The organism is Desulfovibrio sp. (assembly GCF_034006445.1).
Classification (GTDB): Bacteria; Desulfobacterota; Desulfovibrionia; order Desulfovibrionales; family Desulfovibrionaceae; genus Desulfovibrio.
In genome coordinates this window covers 21,374-36,587 of the sequence record NZ_JAVESS010000018.1, presented here as the reverse complement: position 1 = coordinate 36,587, position 15,214 = coordinate 21,374, and the positions used below count along the sequence as shown (strand labels likewise).

14 protein-coding genes are annotated in these 15,214 nt (G+C 57.7%); 3 read left to right on the top strand and 11 right to left on the bottom strand.

Going from position 1 to position 15,214, the window contains the following annotated elements; translation table 11 throughout:
- Positions 1 to 26: 26 nt before the first annotated feature.
- Entirely contained in the window at positions 27 to 752 is a 726-nt protein-coding gene (locus RBR41_RS12000; RefSeq protein ID WP_320352855.1) for a hypothetical protein, read from the top strand.
- A gap of 756 nt (positions 753 to 1,508) precedes the next feature.
- Here RBR41_RS12000 and RBR41_RS11995 read toward each other — a convergent pair.
- From RBR41_RS11995 to RBR41_RS11950, 10 genes are all read right to left on the bottom strand, one after another.
- Positions 1,509 to 1,970, bottom strand: coding sequence for a GNAT family N-acetyltransferase (locus tag RBR41_RS11995; protein WP_320352854.1), 462 nt, complete (start codon positions 1,968 to 1,970; stop codon positions 1,509 to 1,511).
- A 91-nt stretch (positions 1,971 to 2,061) separates the two neighbouring features.
- Positions 2,062 to 2,289, bottom strand: a complete 228-nt coding sequence (locus tag RBR41_RS11990; RefSeq protein ID WP_320352853.1) for a SlyX family protein — start codon at positions 2,287 to 2,289, stop codon at positions 2,062 to 2,064.
- Positions 2,290 to 2,303: 14 nt separating this feature from the next.
- The gene (locus tag RBR41_RS11985; protein WP_413785158.1) at positions 2,304 to 4,805 is read right to left on the bottom strand and encodes a YgiQ family radical SAM protein; all 2,502 of its coding nucleotides are present in this window, start codon (positions 4,803 to 4,805) and stop codon (positions 2,304 to 2,306) included.
- On the bottom strand, positions 4,795 to 5,220 hold the full coding sequence (locus RBR41_RS11980; RefSeq protein ID WP_320352852.1) for a calcium-binding protein: 426 nt from the start codon (positions 5,218 to 5,220) through the stop codon (positions 4,795 to 4,797). Before RBR41_RS11980 ends, RBR41_RS11985 begins: the two co-directional genes overlap by 11 nt.
- 311 nt (positions 5,221 to 5,531) lie before the next feature.
- Entirely contained in the window at positions 5,532 to 5,936 is a 405-nt protein-coding gene (locus RBR41_RS11975; protein WP_320352851.1) for a hypothetical protein, read from the bottom strand.
- 315 nt (positions 5,937 to 6,251) lie between these two features.
- Positions 6,252 to 6,974: an ABC transporter ATP-binding protein gene (locus RBR41_RS11970; protein WP_320352850.1), complete on the bottom strand. Its 723-nt coding sequence runs from the start codon at positions 6,972 to 6,974 to the stop codon at positions 6,252 to 6,254.
- A 9-nt stretch (positions 6,975 to 6,983) separates the two neighbouring features.
- Positions 6,984 to 7,754, bottom strand: a complete 771-nt coding sequence (locus RBR41_RS11965) for an ABC transporter ATP-binding protein (protein WP_320352849.1) — start codon at positions 7,752 to 7,754, stop codon at positions 6,984 to 6,986.
- Positions 7,755 to 7,822: 68 nt separating this feature from the next.
- Positions 7,823 to 8,983 carry a branched-chain amino acid ABC transporter permease gene (locus tag RBR41_RS11960; RefSeq protein WP_320352848.1) on the bottom strand — a complete coding sequence of 387 codons (1,161 nt, stop codon included), beginning with the start codon at positions 8,981 to 8,983 and terminating at the stop codon, positions 7,823 to 7,825.
- A gap of 12 nt (positions 8,984 to 8,995) precedes the next feature.
- Complete coding sequence (locus RBR41_RS11955; protein ID WP_320352846.1) at positions 8,996 to 9,910, bottom strand: branched-chain amino acid ABC transporter permease; 915 nt, start codon at positions 9,908 to 9,910, stop codon at positions 8,996 to 8,998.
- Positions 9,911 to 10,091: 181 nt separating this feature from the next.
- Positions 10,092 to 11,261, bottom strand: a complete 1,170-nt coding sequence (locus RBR41_RS11950; protein WP_320352844.1) for an ABC transporter substrate-binding protein — start codon at positions 11,259 to 11,261, stop codon at positions 10,092 to 10,094.
- A gap of 685 nt (positions 11,262 to 11,946) precedes the next feature.
- Here RBR41_RS11950 and RBR41_RS11945 point away from each other — a divergent pair.
- Positions 11,947 to 12,144, top strand: coding sequence for a hypothetical protein (locus RBR41_RS11945; RefSeq protein WP_320352843.1), 198 nt, complete (start codon positions 11,947 to 11,949; stop codon positions 12,142 to 12,144).
- On the opposite strand, the gene RBR41_RS11940 is transcribed toward RBR41_RS11945, so the two are convergent.
- Positions 12,125 to 12,409 (bottom strand): hypothetical protein, encoded by a 285-nt coding sequence (locus tag RBR41_RS11940; RefSeq protein WP_320352842.1) that lies wholly within the window; start codon positions 12,407 to 12,409, stop codon positions 12,125 to 12,127. The genes RBR41_RS11945 and RBR41_RS11940 overlap by 20 nt on opposite strands.
- A 469-nt stretch (positions 12,410 to 12,878) precedes the next feature.
- Here RBR41_RS11940 and RBR41_RS11935 point away from each other — a divergent pair, with 469 nt between their 5' ends.
- Positions 12,879 to 15,122, top strand: coding sequence for a methyl-accepting chemotaxis protein (locus tag RBR41_RS11935; RefSeq protein ID WP_320352840.1), 2,244 nt, complete (start codon positions 12,879 to 12,881; stop codon positions 15,120 to 15,122).
- The last annotated feature ends 92 nt before the right edge of the window (positions 15,123 to 15,214 follow it).

Genomic DNA, 15,214 nt, shown 5'->3' with positions numbered 1-15,214 from the left:
ATACGATCTCCGAGGAGGAGGCCGCCATGTCCGATACATCTCGCAAAGTTTTTCCTGTGGAGTCCGTGCTTGCCCTGGTGGTGGGCAAGGATGGCGTGGACGTAAAGGAAATCGCCGGTTTTGTGGCCGGGCGCACCGTTGTCTGTGACACCTGCGCCAAGGCCGTGGGCCCCTTCGCCGCTACCTGGCTGGCCCGTTGCTTCCCCAAGTTTCTGGAACTGGAATGGAAAGAAGGCCAGTCCTGGGACGCCTTTGTAAGCAACGGCAGAAGCCTGCTTGGCGACAATGTTTCCCTCCCCGCCATGGACGGTCACACCAAGGCCATGGTTGACAAGGTGCTGGACTTCCTTGGCGAAGTCTATGACAGCATGGTTGCCCAGACTTCCGCCGCCACGGCTCTTGAAGAACGCGTACGCGCCCTTGAACCCACGGAAGCCCGCGCCGAAGCGCTGTCCAAAAAAGTTGACGAGCTGGAAGCCAAGATCAAGACCCTGAACGCCGATATCGGCGGCCTGCGCCGTCAGACGGCCGAATACCAGGGCAAGATCGCCGTCAACCACGACGATTTGCTCATGAATATCAAGGACGCCATCAAGGACGGCCTTAAAGGCATGGTCATGGCTGGCGGCGCTGGCGCGGCCCTGGCCGCCTCCGGCGACGAAGCCGTGGCTGAAGCTCTTGACGAAAACGCCGTGCCCGACGATTTCGGCTTCGGAGCTTCCGGCGCGAGTTCTGACGGCTTTGGCTTCTAGATCTGAGTTTTTGGGGAAACGCTGATTTATTCCGCTTGGCGGCGTTGCTTCACTTTTTTTGAAACAGTCGAGGACGAAAGAGTCCACTCCTGCTTCAAAAAAAGAGCGCGCCTTGCCAAACGAAACAACTGCGCGTTTCCAAGAGCCTCTTTAATCAGTGCTTCTTTGGGAGTTGGGGATTTCTGTGGGGGAGGGACCCTTTTGAAAAAGGGTCCCTCCCCCACACCCCACCCCTAGACAGTGCCGTCACGAACGCCTTTCCAGTTATTTCTGCGTCGAACTTCGCCTTTTATTCCGGTCGAGTACCATCAGAGTACACTCCCTGCATAAAAGGCTCGTTCTCCTTGATATAACTGAAAATTCATCTCGCGCCGACCCTGTCTAGAGCATTCTCGCATTGAGAATATTCACTCTTCTGACCTGACTGAGGCTGTCGCAATTGCAGCCCGCTTTTATGAATAAATAGGCCCGCACTTCTGTGAAGTGCGGGCCTATCGCTGTTGCGTCAGGCAACAGCGCCGAAAACGGCGAACAGGTCGCGGCTTTGCCGCGCCGTGAGTGAGCCATTTTCGTGCCTTTCCGCCCGGCGGCTTTGCCGCCGAAGGCGGCGCACCAAGCGATTTAAAAAGCGCCGGTGTCATCAAAATGGTCGCCCGCACTTCTGTGAAGTGCGGGCCTCTCGCTGTTGCGTCAGGCAACAGCGCCGAAAACGGCGAACAGGTCGCGGGATTTCAGATATACGTCGCCTGTTTTTGTTCAGGTCAATTTTTTTTGAAAGAAAACGCGGCTAAATCCTTCGTCCGTACGGCGATCAACTTCAACGTAACCCAGGCGAGGGTAGATGGAAAGATTGGCGGTCATTTTTTCATTGGTATAAAGGTGCACCGCGTCAAGACCCAAACGTCTGGTTTCATCTTCGCAGAACGTTATCATCTGTTTGCCGATGCCGCGCCCGGCTGCTGCGGGAAGCACGGCCACGGTGTCGAGATGCATGTGGCCGTCCTGCACAAAGAAAATAATGTAACCCAGCAAGACGCCGTTATCGTTCACAGCAACATGGATATGACCCGACGCAATCTGCACCGCGAAATCGGCAGTCATAGGGGCGGGTTCGCGGCCTATCAGGGCGATGTAGCCTGAAAAGGCATTTTTTGCACAGTCCCGGATGGCCGCCTCGTCACATGCCTCGGCTTTTCTGAGAGTGATGGCTTCCGTCATTTGGTGATCCGCCATTTGATGGTCGTTGCGGGTTTGCAGGCAGTCCTGTTTATGCCGATACAACTTCACCCTGCGCAAAGGGCGCTCGGTTTTACCAGCGCTCGGGCATAAAGTGCGGCGGCAGGCCGTTTTCCGGCTGCTCGGCCATCTTGTCGCGCAGGGCGCGAATGACCGTGCGGGCGCTGGCCAGTTCCTGCTCCACGGCGTCCAATTGGTTTTGCTGGGCCATAAGGGCCGCGTCGAGTTTTTCTATGCGCTCTTCCTGAAAAAAAGTCAGTTCTTCCAGCCGGGTGAGGCGGTCTTCAATGCTGTGCGACATGGGGTCTCCTGCTGTCAGGCGCGGCGTCCGGGTGCCGGAAGCCTGCGGCTGTCCGAGCCGTGTTCTTTCTGACGGTTGCCGTGCCTGCCGGATTTCTGGTCCGTCTTTTCCTGGGGTCTGGTCTGGGCCGCGTCCGCGTCGCGCCGATTGTCACGCCTGGCATCGGGCCGGGCGTCATGTCGGGTATCATGCCTGGCATCGGGCCGGGCGTCATGCCGGGCATCACGCCGGGTATCGGGCCGGGCGTCATGTCGGGCGTCATGTCGGGCATCGGGCCGGGTATCGGGCCGGGTATCGGGCCGATCATCACGACCTTGCCTGCCGCCGGAAGGTTGGCGTCGGGCCTTGGCGTCATTGTTGCGGGCGTGGCCTTCGTTGCCGCGCCGTGGACGGTTGCCGTCCTCGTCGCCCGGTTTTCTGTCTGGCATGAGCAGACCGTGCTGTCGCAGGCGCTGTGCATCGGTACGGGCCACATAGATGTCTTCCCCTGCTTCGTTTTTGCCGCAGTAAAACATGGCCGTGGCAATGGTGCCGGGTGTGGGGATAAAGCACTGGGTCTGGCGGGGATTCCAGTTGCGCTGGCGCAGCCAGTGGGCGAGGGTGCGCATGTCGTCATCCGTACAGCCGGGGAATCCGCTCATGAGGTAGGGAACAACGTACTGTTCGCGTCCTGCCGCCTTGCTCTGGCGCACAAAGCTGGCCAGAAAGGCCTCAAAGACTTCCAGGGGCGGCTTGCGCATGAGCGAGAGCACGCCGGTGGCGCAATGCTCGGGCGCGACCTTGAGTTGCCCGCCCGTGAACTCGCCCGTGTAGGCCGCCAGAGCGGCGGCGTCACGCAGGGCGAGGTCAGCGCGGACGCCGCTGGCAACACGCGCCTGCTTGACTTCGGGCAGGGCCGCAACCTTGCGCAGCAGGCCCACATGTTTGTTTTGCGGCGTTGTGAAAAACTTGCATACCGTGGGATAACAGCAGCTTGCCCGTCGGCAGCGGCTCTTGGCTGGCGCGTCTGCCGGGGCGTGCGCGGCGCTGTGTTGTTTGGGGCGTTGCTCCGTGGAGGTTTCAGCGGGTGGCGTATGATCTTCGCGGGTGATTTCCGCCCGATCAAGGGCGCAATAGCCCTGCCACATGTTGGCCGTGGGGCCGCCCACGTCTGAAATGGCCACCGGCCCCTTGCCACGATCCATGTTTTCCTGGCCAAGCTTGCGGGCTTCGTCCAGTACGGAAGATTCGGATCGTGAGCTGATGCGGCGACCCTGATGCAGGGCCAGGGAGCAGAAGGAGCAGCCGCCGCCGCAGCCGCGATGGCTGGTAATGCTGGTACGCATCATTTCCGCCGCCGGGATGGCTTCCTTGTAACTGGGGTGGGATCGCCGGGTAAAGGGGATTTCGTACAGGGCGTCCATTTCCTGGGTGGTCAGGGGCGGAGCCGGGCGGGCCAGCACCACGGCGCGGTCGCCCACGGGCTGAAAGGCCCAGGCGTCCAGCCTGTGTACCTGGCGTTCCAGTTCTTGCGTCATGGTCAGCAGTTTGACGGGATCAGCCAAAATTTCATCGTGTGCGGGCAGGGGCACGCAGGGGGCCTGGGCCATTTCCGGCGGCAGATTGGCCGGGCGCGGGCCGTCGGGGGCCTGCGCCAGCTTGTCCAGCCACGCTGTGCCGGGTATGCCGCGCAGATTTTCACCGGCGTCCAGCCGCTGAGCGCATTCCAGGGTGGCGCGTTCGCCCATGCCCCAGATGAGCAGGTCGGCCTTGGCGTCTAAAAGAATGGGCTTGCGCAGCGAGTCTGTCCAGAAGTCATAATGGCTCACGCGCCGCAGGCTGCCCTCAATGCCGCCAAGCACAAGGGGCAGGCCGGGAAAGGCCCGGCGGGCCAGATTGGCGTATACCAGGCAGGCCCTGTTGGGGCGCGCGCCCGCCTGACCGCCAGGGGTGTAGGCGTCATCATGGCGCTTTTTGCGAAAGGCCGTGTAGTGGGCCAGCAGGGAATCCAGCGCTCCGGCGCTGACGCCAGCGAACAGGCGTGGTCTGCCCATGGCCAGCAGGTCGTCGGGGTTTTCCCAGCGCGGCTGGGCCACAATGCCCGCACGGTAGCCGTGGTGGATCAGCCAGCGCGCCAGCAGCACGCTGCCGAAGGAGGGATGATCCACATAGGCGTCGCCGGTGATGAAGAGCACGTCCAGACTGTCCCAGCCGAGCGCGTGCATTTCAGCTGCGCTCATGGGTACAAAGAGGGGCTGTTCCCTGTCGGGCAGCGGCCCGGACTGCGTCACGGACTGTGACCTGGACTGCGCCCCGGCCAAAGACCTGGACTGCGCCCCAGGCTGATGACCATGCTTTGGCCTGTGTTGAGCCTTGGGTTGTGCGCCGTCCTGTGACCGCGACTCAGGCCTCGACTCAGACCTTGACTCAGACCTTGACTCAGACCGGGACTGGGGCCCGGAAACAGAAGCGGCCCCGGCATTCGCAGTGGAACGCCGGGGCTCGGAAAAGGCCGGTCCAGAGCGCTTAGTTGCCATTGGGCGGTGTGACCAGCGGCAGTTCGGGGCTGCCGGGATTGGGCATCATCGGATTGCCGGGAACAGAGGGCATGGGGCCGTTAGTCATTGTGTTGGGGCGCATGCCGGAAGAATGCTCCTTCATGAAGCCATTCCATTCGTCAACGGAAATGAAGCCGTCGCCGTCCTTGTCTATGGCCACAAAGGCTTCTTCCCTCATGTTGGGAAAGGCCGCCTTGAACTCTTCACGGCTGACCTTGCCGTCTTTATTGGTATCCATCTGGCTGAACTTGTCGCCCATGCCGCCGCCTTCGCCGCTGCCCATGCCGGGCATGGCGTGTGCGGGGGATGCCATAAGAACAAGGGCCGCCAGAAGGGGAAGCAGAGATATTTTCAGCATGGCCGTGATGTCGGGCAATTCTAGGGTGCGCGTCATGCGGTACTCCTTGAAGGTTCTGAAGCCGCGCGGCCCCATGCCGGGCGGGATTGTATGCTTGTTGCGCCGCCCTGCGGGCAGCGTGTAAATTTGAAATAAGTACACAAAGACCTTTGACAAGTGCTTTGTCGTCCACTCTTTTGCGCCCCCGGCGGGGCAGGTGTTCGCGCCAGCGTGACACGGGCGGCGAGCCACAGGCGGCGTGCGGGCGGTGCGCGGTGCCCCCGCAGGCTTTGGGGCCAGGGCTGAACCGGGTCTGCGCCTTTAAAAGAACGCCGGATAACGCGCCTGGGCGTTGCAAACGGCGAAGTCTAGTCGTGCAGGAAGCCTTCGCCCTGTTTTTCAATACGTCCGATGCACAGTATCAGGTTGTCTGGCTCGCCTTTTATGTGGTCGTCCGGGTAGAGCAGGGCGCCCATGTAGAAGATGGAATTGAGCCGTAGGGCCATACGGGCGCTGGAGGAAAACTTTTCCAGAGCCATGGCCAGATTGAAACGCAGTTCGCCGGGCAGAAATTCAAGCATGGGCTTGGCGTCCTCAGCCATGGTGGACAGCAGTTCGGCCTTCTGGCGCATGCAGGCATTGTGGCTGGTGGTGTCACCCTCGTCAAGGTAGTGCAGGGCTTTTGTTTCGGCCTGCAGCACCTGATCGTGGCGTTGGCGCAGCCATTGGGTAAGCTGGGACAGGGCGGGATTGGTGGCGTGTTCTTGGTTCATGTTTTCTCCGTGTGCGTTGCCATTGCCGAGGTACGGTGGGCGTTTCAGTGCACAGAAATGTCAGTTCAGATCAAAATAGCGTTGAAATGCTGTACCATTCAAGTTGTTATTCTGCCGAACGATGCGGATCTTAGAGTATTTTAACTTTTACATTGCTCAAATGGAAAAAAGCAGTAGAGCCAGCATACCCCTTTGTGTCGCCCCTGTATAGGAAGCCGTGGCTTCTTGTGGGGGCGGAGGGATGCTGGCTCCGCTTGGCTGTTGTTGCCGAAAATCCGCGAAAGGTAGGATGGAGTCCGGCAGTTGTTCCTGCAGTTACGCGCCCAGATAGGCCGCTTTTATTTCAGGGGTGTCGGCCAGTTCTGCCGCCGTGCCCTGGGCCACGATGGCGCCTGTGTCCAGCACATACCCCCGGTCTGCCACCTGAAGGGCCAGGCGGGCGTTCTGCTCAACAACGACAACGGTGAGTCCCTGGCTGTTGAGCTTTTTGAAGGTACGGAACATGTCGTACATGAGCAGGGGCGAAAGACCCATGGAGGGTTCGTCCAGAAGAATGACGGAGCAGTCCGTCATGAGTGCCCGGCCAATGGCCAGCATCTGCTGTTCGCCGCCGGAGAGGGTGTCGCTGCGCTGGTGCATGCGTTCCTGAAGGCGGGGGAACAGGTCAAAAACCCTATCCATGTCCTTTTCAATGCCGCTGCCCTTGCGTGTCCACGTGGCGAGCTTGAGGTTTTCATGCACGGTGAGGTTGCCGAAAATGTGCCTGCCTTCGGGCACGAGATCCATTTTCAGATGGGCCACCACGTTGTGCGCCTCGGTCTTGAGGATGGATTTGCCCTTGAAGCGGATGTCGCCGCTGAACACCGTGGGGGATTCCGGCGGTGTAAGGCGCATGATTGCCTTGAGCGTAGTGGACTTGCCCGCGCCGTTGGCCCCGATGAGCGTGACAATTTCGCCTTCGTTCACATGAAAGGAGATGCCGTGCAGGGCTTCAATCTTGCCGTATCCCGCGTAGAGATTTTCAACTTCCAGCAACATGTCGCCCCCTTACACGTTTTCGTCGCCCAGATATGCCTTGATGACATCCGGGTTGCTTTGGATTTCCTGTGGCGTGCCGCTGGCAATGATCTGGCCGAACTCCATCACGGTAATGTGCTGGCACAGCGACATGACCACCTTCATCTGGTGTTCGATCATCCAGATGGCAATTTTGAACTGGTCGTAAATCCAGCCGATGTGCTTGATCAGGCCGTCCACGTCCGAGGAGTTGAGCCCGGCCGCCGGTTCGTCCAGCAAGAGCAGCTTGGGGTCTGTGGAAAGGGCGCGGGCCAGCTCCACACGGCGTTGCAGGCCATAGGGCAGGTTCTTGGGCATTTCCTCCGCCACGTCGCTGAGTTCCATCACTTCCAGGATGTGGGCAGCCTTGTCTTTTACGCGCTTTTCTTCGCGGCCGTAGCGGCCCGTATTGAACCACGCGTCCAGCAGGCCATAGCCGAGGCGGCTGTATTGCGACACGCAGATATTGTCCAGAACCGACATGTCGCTCCACAGGCGGATATTCTGGAAGGTGCGGGCCATGCCCAGATTTGTGACCTCATGCGGCTCAAGTTTGGAGTCGTACTTGTAGCCGTCAAAGATAATGCTGCCCTCGCTGGCGTGATAAAATCCCGAAGCCAGGTTGAACACAGTAGTTTTGCCAGCGCCGTTGGGCCCGATAAGGCCCGTCAGGCTGTTTTCCTCAATCCGTATGTTGAAGCATGACAGCGCGATAAGTCCGCCGAAGCGTTGCGTCACGTCTTTCATTTCAAGCAGTGCCAAGGTTTGCCCCCAGTTTGTTGTCGGTCATCAGGGATTTTGTCCGTACAACCATGATTTGCCGCCGCCGGTTATTCCACGCGGGCGGTGGTGAGCAGTCTTTTCAGCCGGGGAAAGACCTGGGTAAGTTCGCGGTTGCCCAAAAGCCCTTCGGGGCGGAACTGCATGAGCAGGATAAGGATAAGGGGAATAAGCACCCACTTCCATTCCTGGCTGATCATGAAGCTGTCGGGCACAAAGGGCAGGGTGTGCATGAGGTCGCTCAGGGCGGGCAGCGCGAAGCGCAGCACTTCGATGAGCAGGGTAAAGAGGATGGCCGCCATGACGGAGCCTGAAAGCGAGCCCATGCCGCCCAGATAGACCATGACCATGGCTTCCGTGGACTTCATGATGCCGAAACTGTTGGCGTAAATGGAACTGAACATGTGGGCGTACACTGCGCCAGCCATGCCGGCGATGCCTGCCGAAACCATGAAGGCCACAAGTTTGACCTTCTTGGTGTTGACACTCATGATTTCCGCAGCGACCTCGTTCTGGCAAACCGCGGGTATGCCCTTGCCCAGGGTGCTGTTGACCAGCCTGAAGAGCATCATGACAGACACCATGACAAGCAGCACGACCCAGATCATCATCCAGGGCACGTTGGCCACGTTCTCCATGGCGCGTACGGTGGCGCGCATGCCCGAAAGGCCGCGCGGGCCGCCCACAACGTCGATATTGATGATCACGGCGATGATGATGTAGTTGGCCGCGATGGTGATGATGGCCAGGTAGTCGTCACGTGTCTTGAACGAGGGCAGGGCCACCAGCAGACCGAATATGGCCGCCGCGCAGCCCGCCACCAGAACAATCAGGGGAAAGAGCAGCGGAGCCATCTCGGGCGGCAGCAGCGGAGCGCCCAGCAGCTTGTTCTGCGTAAACAGGATAATGGAAATAAGACCGCCCACATAGGCTCCAACGCACATGAAGCCCGCATGACCACAGGAAAATTCGCCCATGTAGCCGTTGACCAGGTTGAGACTGGAGGCAAAGACGATGTTGATGCCCATAAATTTGAGTACAGAAAGCCAATAACCGTCCAGCCAGGAGAAATGCTCGGCACAGATGAGCGCCACGCCGAGGATCAGGAACAGCAGGCAATCAATTTTCTTCTGGCAGACGAACCTTTTTATGGCATAACCGAAGCAGAGCAGGGCGAGGATAGCGAGCAATATTTGCACAATGGTGAGCATCTCAGACTCCGGCTAGATTTTGGTCGTTTGGGGGGTTCCGAAAATGCCTGTGGGCCGCATCCACAGAATGAGCAGCAGGATGGTGAAGGAGAACAGGTCCATATAGGTAGAAGGCAGAAAAGCCACCACCATAATCTCCACAAACGCCAGCAAAAAGCCGCCCACAAATGCTCCACGTATGTCGCCAATGCCGCCCACCACGGCGGCGATAAAGGCTTTCCAGCCGATCATGGCCCCCATGTAGGGTTCAAGCGTGGGATAGCACATGGCAAAGAGCATGCCCCCCAGCCCGGCGATGCCTGAGCCGAGAATAAAAGTGACCACAATGACGCTGTCCAGGGGTATGCCCATAAGGGGCAGGGCAAAGCGGTCCCAGGACACGGCGCGCATGGCCATGCCCACCTTGGTGCGCGTGACAACGGTCTGCAAGGCTATGAAAACAAGAATGGCCGCCGCAATGACCCAGAGCTTCAGGTTGGTGATGACCAGAGGGCCGATGGAATAAACGGTCTTGTCGATGAGCTCGGGAAGTTTGCGCTTGGTGGCCCCCAAAAGGGCCAGGTTGCCATTTTCAAGAATAAGGCCGCACATGAGGGCCGTGATAACCACGTACAGGCGGTGCGCGCCCTTGCGGCGCAGAGGCCGGTAGGCCACGCGCTCGATGGTTACGCCCACAAAGGCCGTAAGAATCATGGTCAGGGGAATGGTGAGCCAAAGCACGGTGTGCTGCGGCAGTCCAAGGCCGTTACCGGAAATGAGCCAGGTTGAGACAAAAAACGCGATGTATGCGCCCACCATGAAAATATCGCCATGGGCAAAGTTGATGAGCCGAAGAACGCCGTAAACCAGGGTGTAACCCAAGGCTATAAGCGCGTAAAAACTTCCCCATTGCAGTGCGTTGAGCATCTGCTGCAAAAAAAAGTCCATAGGGCACCCGATTCGGTATCAGCAGTTGGGGTTTGTTTCGGCTTCAGGTCGCACAGAGGGGATGGGCCTCGGCCCATATGCGCGGCATGCGCCAAAAAAACCCTCGGGCAGTGTGCGCCGCGTGCGCCCGCCCCCCGCGGGCGCACACGGCCTGCCATCCCAGGCTTGTCAGCAGGTTTGGCTATTTCGGGCAGACGGATTCAACGAAGGCGAAGCTGCCACTCTCGGTAACGCGCACGATGACGGCGCATTTGATGGGGTCGTGGTTGGCGTCGAACTTCATGCTGCCGGTAATGCCGTCAAAGTTTGCAAGAGAAGCCATGTTGTCGCGGATAATTTTGCGTTCCTTCTTGAGGTCGGGATCAACCTTGCCGCCGTTCTGAATGGCCTTGAGCACGATGTTGATGGAGTCCCAGGTAAGGGCGGCGACGTCGTCGGGCACATAGCCGTACTTGGCCTTGTACTTGTCGATGAATTCCTTGGTCTTGCCCGTTGCGCCTTCGGCAGTGTAGTGGGTGGAGAAATACTGGCCCACGCAGTCCTTGCCGCAAAGGTTGAACAGTTCGGCGGAACCCCAGGCGTCGGAACCCATGAAGGGGCCCTTGTAGCCAAGGTCGCGCGCCTGGGGCACGATAAGTGCCGCAAAGCTGTAGTTTTCAGGCACAAAGATAAAGTCGGGTTTGGCCGCGATGATCTTGGTCAGCTGGGCTGAAAAGTCCTGATCCTTGGGGCCGTGGGATTCCATGGCGACCACGGAGCCCTTGCCGTGCACTTTTTCAAAAGCAGCCTTGAAGTTGTCGGCCAGGCCCTTGGAGTAGTCGTTGGACACTTCAAAGAGCACAGCGGCTTTTTTGGCCTTGAACTGCTTGGAGGCAAAGTCAACCGCTACAGGCGCCTGGAAGGGGTCAAGAAATGCGCCGCGGAACACCCAGGGGCGTCCGTTGGTGGCGTCGGGGTTGGTGGACCAGGGAGTGATCAGCGGCACTTCTTCGTCATTGGCCACGCCACCGGCGGGGACGGCCTGACGCGAAGACTGCGGGCCAACGATAGCGTGAACCTTGTCGCGCTCGATGAGCTTGAGGGTGACGTTGACTGCGGATTCCGGCTTGGATTCGTTATCTTCATAGATGAATTCAAGCGGATAGAGTTTGTCGCCCACTTTGAGGCCGCCCTTGGCGTTGATTTCTTCTTTCAACATTTCGGCCGCGAATTTTGAGCCTTCGCCTACCTTGGGGATTTCGCCAGTAAGGGGAATGGGGAAGCCTATCTTGATGGGCTGTTCCGCCGCAAGGGCCGCCTGCCCCATAAAGAGTGTGAGAGCACAAGCAGTCGCCAACTTGAACAATTTCATGAAAGCCTCCCAGTGGTTTACGTGCGGGATTGAAAAATCTCGACCCATGGTAGACATATAAGCAAGAAGAGTTCCATTATTGTAATAGGCTGTGTTTATAGAATAAATATATTGAGACAGCAAAATAAAGTTACGGAATCGTAGTTTGACCTGTTTTATTTCTACGCAAAGGTAGAAATAGTGCGGGTTTCAACGGAATTTGTCGCAGAAGGTCAGGGCGTGTTTTTACGGACATGCAGAAAAACATTGTGAAATAACAAACAAATACGTATAACATACTTATTTTATTATATAAAATAATCAAGACGAATATGGTATGGCTTGAGTAAAGGAACAGCGCCATTTTTAGGCTGTATGAGTATACAACCAGCTAAAATCATTAAGTGTTCACATTTATACGGACTTTGAAAGAGGAAGAAAAAATATTTACATTTATGTAGAAAATTTGGCGAAGAAAAAAATGTATTGCAGGTGTTTTGAAGGAAAACTTAGACAATTAAGTCTGTTATGTGTAAAATAGGGTTCCTACAGAAAGGTTGATTTTTAGGCGCAAAAAAAGTTTTCCCCCACCGGTGCCAACGATCAAGGCGGGGCAGGCATAAAGAACGGGGGGATGTTGCGCCGACATGGTTTTTATATCTCCTTATGGGGCGGCGGGTTGCCTGAAGCCTGGGGATGGGCGGAAATGCAACTGGGCCAGCAGCGTCTCGGCAATGATGGCCGCGTTGCAGCGAAGGCCTTGTCGGGAAGGGTTTTTGCAAGTGTTATGCCGAAAAAAAAGAAGAGCAGGGCGGTGACCCTGCGCTTCCAGCATTTGTACCGGTATCCCGGCACCGAAAAAAGGCGTCCTTCGCGGGCGCGCGCTATTTTTTTCTGGATCTGAATCCCTTGAACAGAAAGAAAATGGCGGCTGCGGCCAGCGGAATACCCAGATAGGTCAGCATGTTCCAGCTTTCCTGCACTTCAAAGTCCGACAGGTCGGCAAACATGCGTTCAAGCAGGTAAAGAAGAAAGAGCAGAAACAGACCCGTAAAGAGCGGATGGTACCAGAAAAATTTGAAATTGCGTCGTTTGAGCATCAGGTACACCCACACAAAAAGCAGGGCGATGCCAAAACCCACCAGCGCCCACATCACATGCGTACTCATGCCCCCTCCTTCATATATGTCGTCATACGTTGCCCTTGGAACGTCTTTGCAAGCCCCCCCATATAATCATGAAATTATGGTTAATGCCATATAAAAAACTGGCGGTCAGGGGCTGAGCGCCTTGGCAGGAAGATTTTTTACGAGCGCTAATGTTTTTTCGGTCTTTAACGATTTAAGTCCTTACCAACTGCATAGGTAAAAAATACATTCGGGTCGCGCACCCGGAAGGGAGCACGCAGGCTTCTGATTTTCTGGCAGTAATTCCGTATGCGGTTCGGCTGAACCCCGGCGGGAAGCGCTTATTACAAATGAAAAGCAGTTGCCAATGCCGTCAGCTTGGCATACATGCGAGATCCTGATTCACCTTAGCGTCTGGGGGCGCATCATGCGGCAGCTTCGCATAAATACCATTTGCACAGTTTCCATAACAGCATCCATTTTTATCATTATAGCGATTCTGATCGCATACGTGTCTTCATCATCCTACCGGATGGTGTCCGGGGTGCAGAGCGCCGCCCTGGACCAGACGGCCATGATCGTGGCCCAGTCCGCCGAGAACTATATTGAGCAGTCCGTCAGCGTGGCCCAGTCCCTGGCCGGGCAGGAAGTCATCCGTGATGCGCTGGAAGGTTCAACCCTGGCGAAGCAGGACGTACAGCAGCTTTTGCACACCTATGTAAAAGCCTTTCCGGCTTACTGGTCATTTTTTGTTTTTGACGTCAAAGGCCGCATCGTGGCCGGGCTTAACGCCGATCTCAAGGACATGACAGGCGGTGACCGTTTTGACCGCGACTACAGCAAGGCCATTTTCAGCGGCAAAAGTCTTGCCTTCAGCGGCAGCGTCATGCCAGCCACCACGGATGCGGGCATGCTCGTATACGTTGTGGTCAAGGCGGTATACGCCGCCGATGGCACCCTGATGGGTGCCGTGGCCGTGTGTCCGCGCTGGAGTGACTTTACCGCCAAAACCATTGACCCCATCCGGCTTGGAAAGCGGGGCTACGGCTTTGCCCTGGATGCCGCAGGGCGCATTATCGCCCACAGCGCCAATAAAAAGCTGCTGCTCACCGATCTTTCGGGGCAGGACTTTATCCAGAAAGCCTTGAAAGCCCAGAAGGGCATTATCGAATATCCCTGGGAAGGCGAGAAAAAATTTATGACCGTGGCGCCCATTGCGGCCACGGGCTGGCTCGTGTGCATGAGCGCCTATGACGCAGAACTGGCCGCCCCAGCCCTGACCCAGCGCATGGTGTTGTCCGGCGTGGGCCTTGTGGCCATCGTCTTACTGGCCGTGCTGCTGACCGTTATCAACCAGCGCCTGGTATTCAAGCCCCTGCGGGCCTTGTCGGACTTTACCGCCAGGGTTGCGGCCGGTGACCTCAAGGCTGCCATGCACGGCCAGTTCAGAGCCGAAATGGCTACATTTGCCGGCTACCTGAACACCATGGTGGAAGAACTCAAGAAACGCCTTGGCTTTTCACAGGGAGTGCTGGACGGCATCCCCACGCCCTGCGGCATTGTGGGGCCGGATTTCAACATGATCTGGGTCAATGCTGAAATATGTCAGATGCTTGAAAAAACAGGCCCGCGTGAATCCTATGTGGGGCAGCGTTCCGGCCTGTTCTTCCAGAATGACGCGACACGCGAGACCTTGTCCGATCAGGCCATCAGGGAGCGCAAGGCACTTTCGTTGGAATTCGACTATACTACGGTCTCTGGCCGCCAACTGCGCATCACCGCGCGTTCCACGCCTTTTTACAATCTTGACGGCACGCTTCTTGGCTCCATAGCCTTCTGGAATGATCTGACCGAGATATATAACCAGAAGAGCCGTATTGAAGCTCAGAACGCGGCCATTGCCCGAGCAGCCCATGAGGCTTCGCAGGTGGTCGAGCATATGGCCGACGCGTCGAAACAGCTTTCGGATCAGATCGCCCACTCCAGTGAGGGAGCGCGCGAGCAAAGCTCACGCGTCGCCCAGACCGCCACGGCCGTGGAAGAGATGAACGCCACCATTATGGAAGTGGCCCAGAATGCCGCCGCCACTTCGCAAACCGGAGACACGGCCAAGGTCGAAGCGCAGAACAGTGCGCACATGGTGGCCGAGGTGACGGCAGCGGTGCAATCCATCCACACGGAAGCCTCACGGCTGACCAGCATAATGGACAATCTCGGCGATCAGGCACGGGGCATCGGGGCCGTTATGGGCGTTATATCCGATATTGCCGACCAGACGAACCTGCTGGCCCTTAATGCCGCCATTGAAGCCGCCCGCGCGGGCGATGCCGGACGGGGCTTTGCCGTTGTGGCCGACGAGGTGCGCAAGCTGGCCGAAAAAACCGCTCAGGCCACCACGGAAGTGCGCCAGGCCGTCGGCGGCATACAGGAAGGCACCAGGGACGCCGTAACCCAGATGGAAGCGGCAGTGCAGCGCGTGGCCGAGGCCACCAGCCTGGCGCAACGCTCTGGCGAGGCCATTGCCCAGGTGGTGCGCATGGTGGAAACCTCCGGCGACCAGGTGCATTCCATCGCGGCTGCGGCTGAACAGCAGTCAGCAACGTCGGAAGAAATCAACAGGGCCATCAGTTCCATCAGCAATATTGCCGATGCCACGGATCAGGGCATGGCGCAGTGCACTGTCGCCATTGCCGACCTGTCCAAACAGGCCAATGAACTGGAAAGGCTCATCACGAGTTTGAGTGCGAATAGCTAAGGCTTGTATAGTTTAGACGGAACAATGCAAAAGGCCCCGCTGAATGGCGGGGCCTTTTGCGTTGAAAAGTGGTTTGAGTGCCCGCAGGGCAC

Excerpts from the sequence above, each read along its gene's own strand:
- RBR41_RS11945 (WP_320352843.1), top strand. The coding sequence starts at position 11,947 with ATGCAACTGGGCCAGCAGCGTCTCGGCAATGATGGCCGCGTTGCAGCG.
- RBR41_RS11960 (WP_320352848.1), bottom strand. The coding sequence starts at position 8,983 with ATGCTCACCATTGTGCAAATATTGCTCGCTATCCTCGCCCTGCTCTGC.
- RBR41_RS11985 (WP_413785158.1), bottom strand. The coding sequence starts at position 4,805 with ATGGCAACTAAGCGCTCTGGACCGGCCTTTTCCGAGCCCCGGCGTTCC.
- RBR41_RS11975 (WP_320352851.1), bottom strand. The coding sequence starts at position 5,936 with ATGAACCAAGAACACGCCACCAATCCCGCCCTGTCCCAGCTTACCCAA.
- RBR41_RS11955 (WP_320352846.1), bottom strand. The coding sequence starts at position 9,910 with ATGGACTTTTTTTTGCAGCAGATGCTCAACGCACTGCAATGGGGAAGT.
- RBR41_RS11995 (WP_320352854.1), bottom strand. The coding sequence starts at position 1,970 with ATGACGGAAGCCATCACTCTCAGAAAAGCCGAGGCATGTGACGAGGCG.
- RBR41_RS12000 (WP_320352855.1), top strand. The coding sequence starts at position 27 with ATGTCCGATACATCTCGCAAAGTTTTTCCTGTGGAGTCCGTGCTTGCC.
- RBR41_RS11980 (WP_320352852.1), bottom strand. The coding sequence starts at position 5,220 with ATGACGCGCACCCTAGAATTGCCCGACATCACGGCCATGCTGAAAATA.
- RBR41_RS11940 (WP_320352842.1), bottom strand. The coding sequence starts at position 12,409 with ATGAGTACGCATGTGATGTGGGCGCTGGTGGGTTTTGGCATCGCCCTG.
- RBR41_RS11970 (WP_320352850.1), bottom strand. The coding sequence starts at position 6,974 with ATGTTGCTGGAAGTTGAAAATCTCTACGCGGGATACGGCAAGATTGAA.
- RBR41_RS11950 (WP_320352844.1), bottom strand. The coding sequence starts at position 11,261 with ATGAAATTGTTCAAGTTGGCGACTGCTTGTGCTCTCACACTCTTTATG.
- RBR41_RS11990 (WP_320352853.1), bottom strand. The coding sequence starts at position 2,289 with ATGTCGCACAGCATTGAAGACCGCCTCACCCGGCTGGAAGAACTGACT.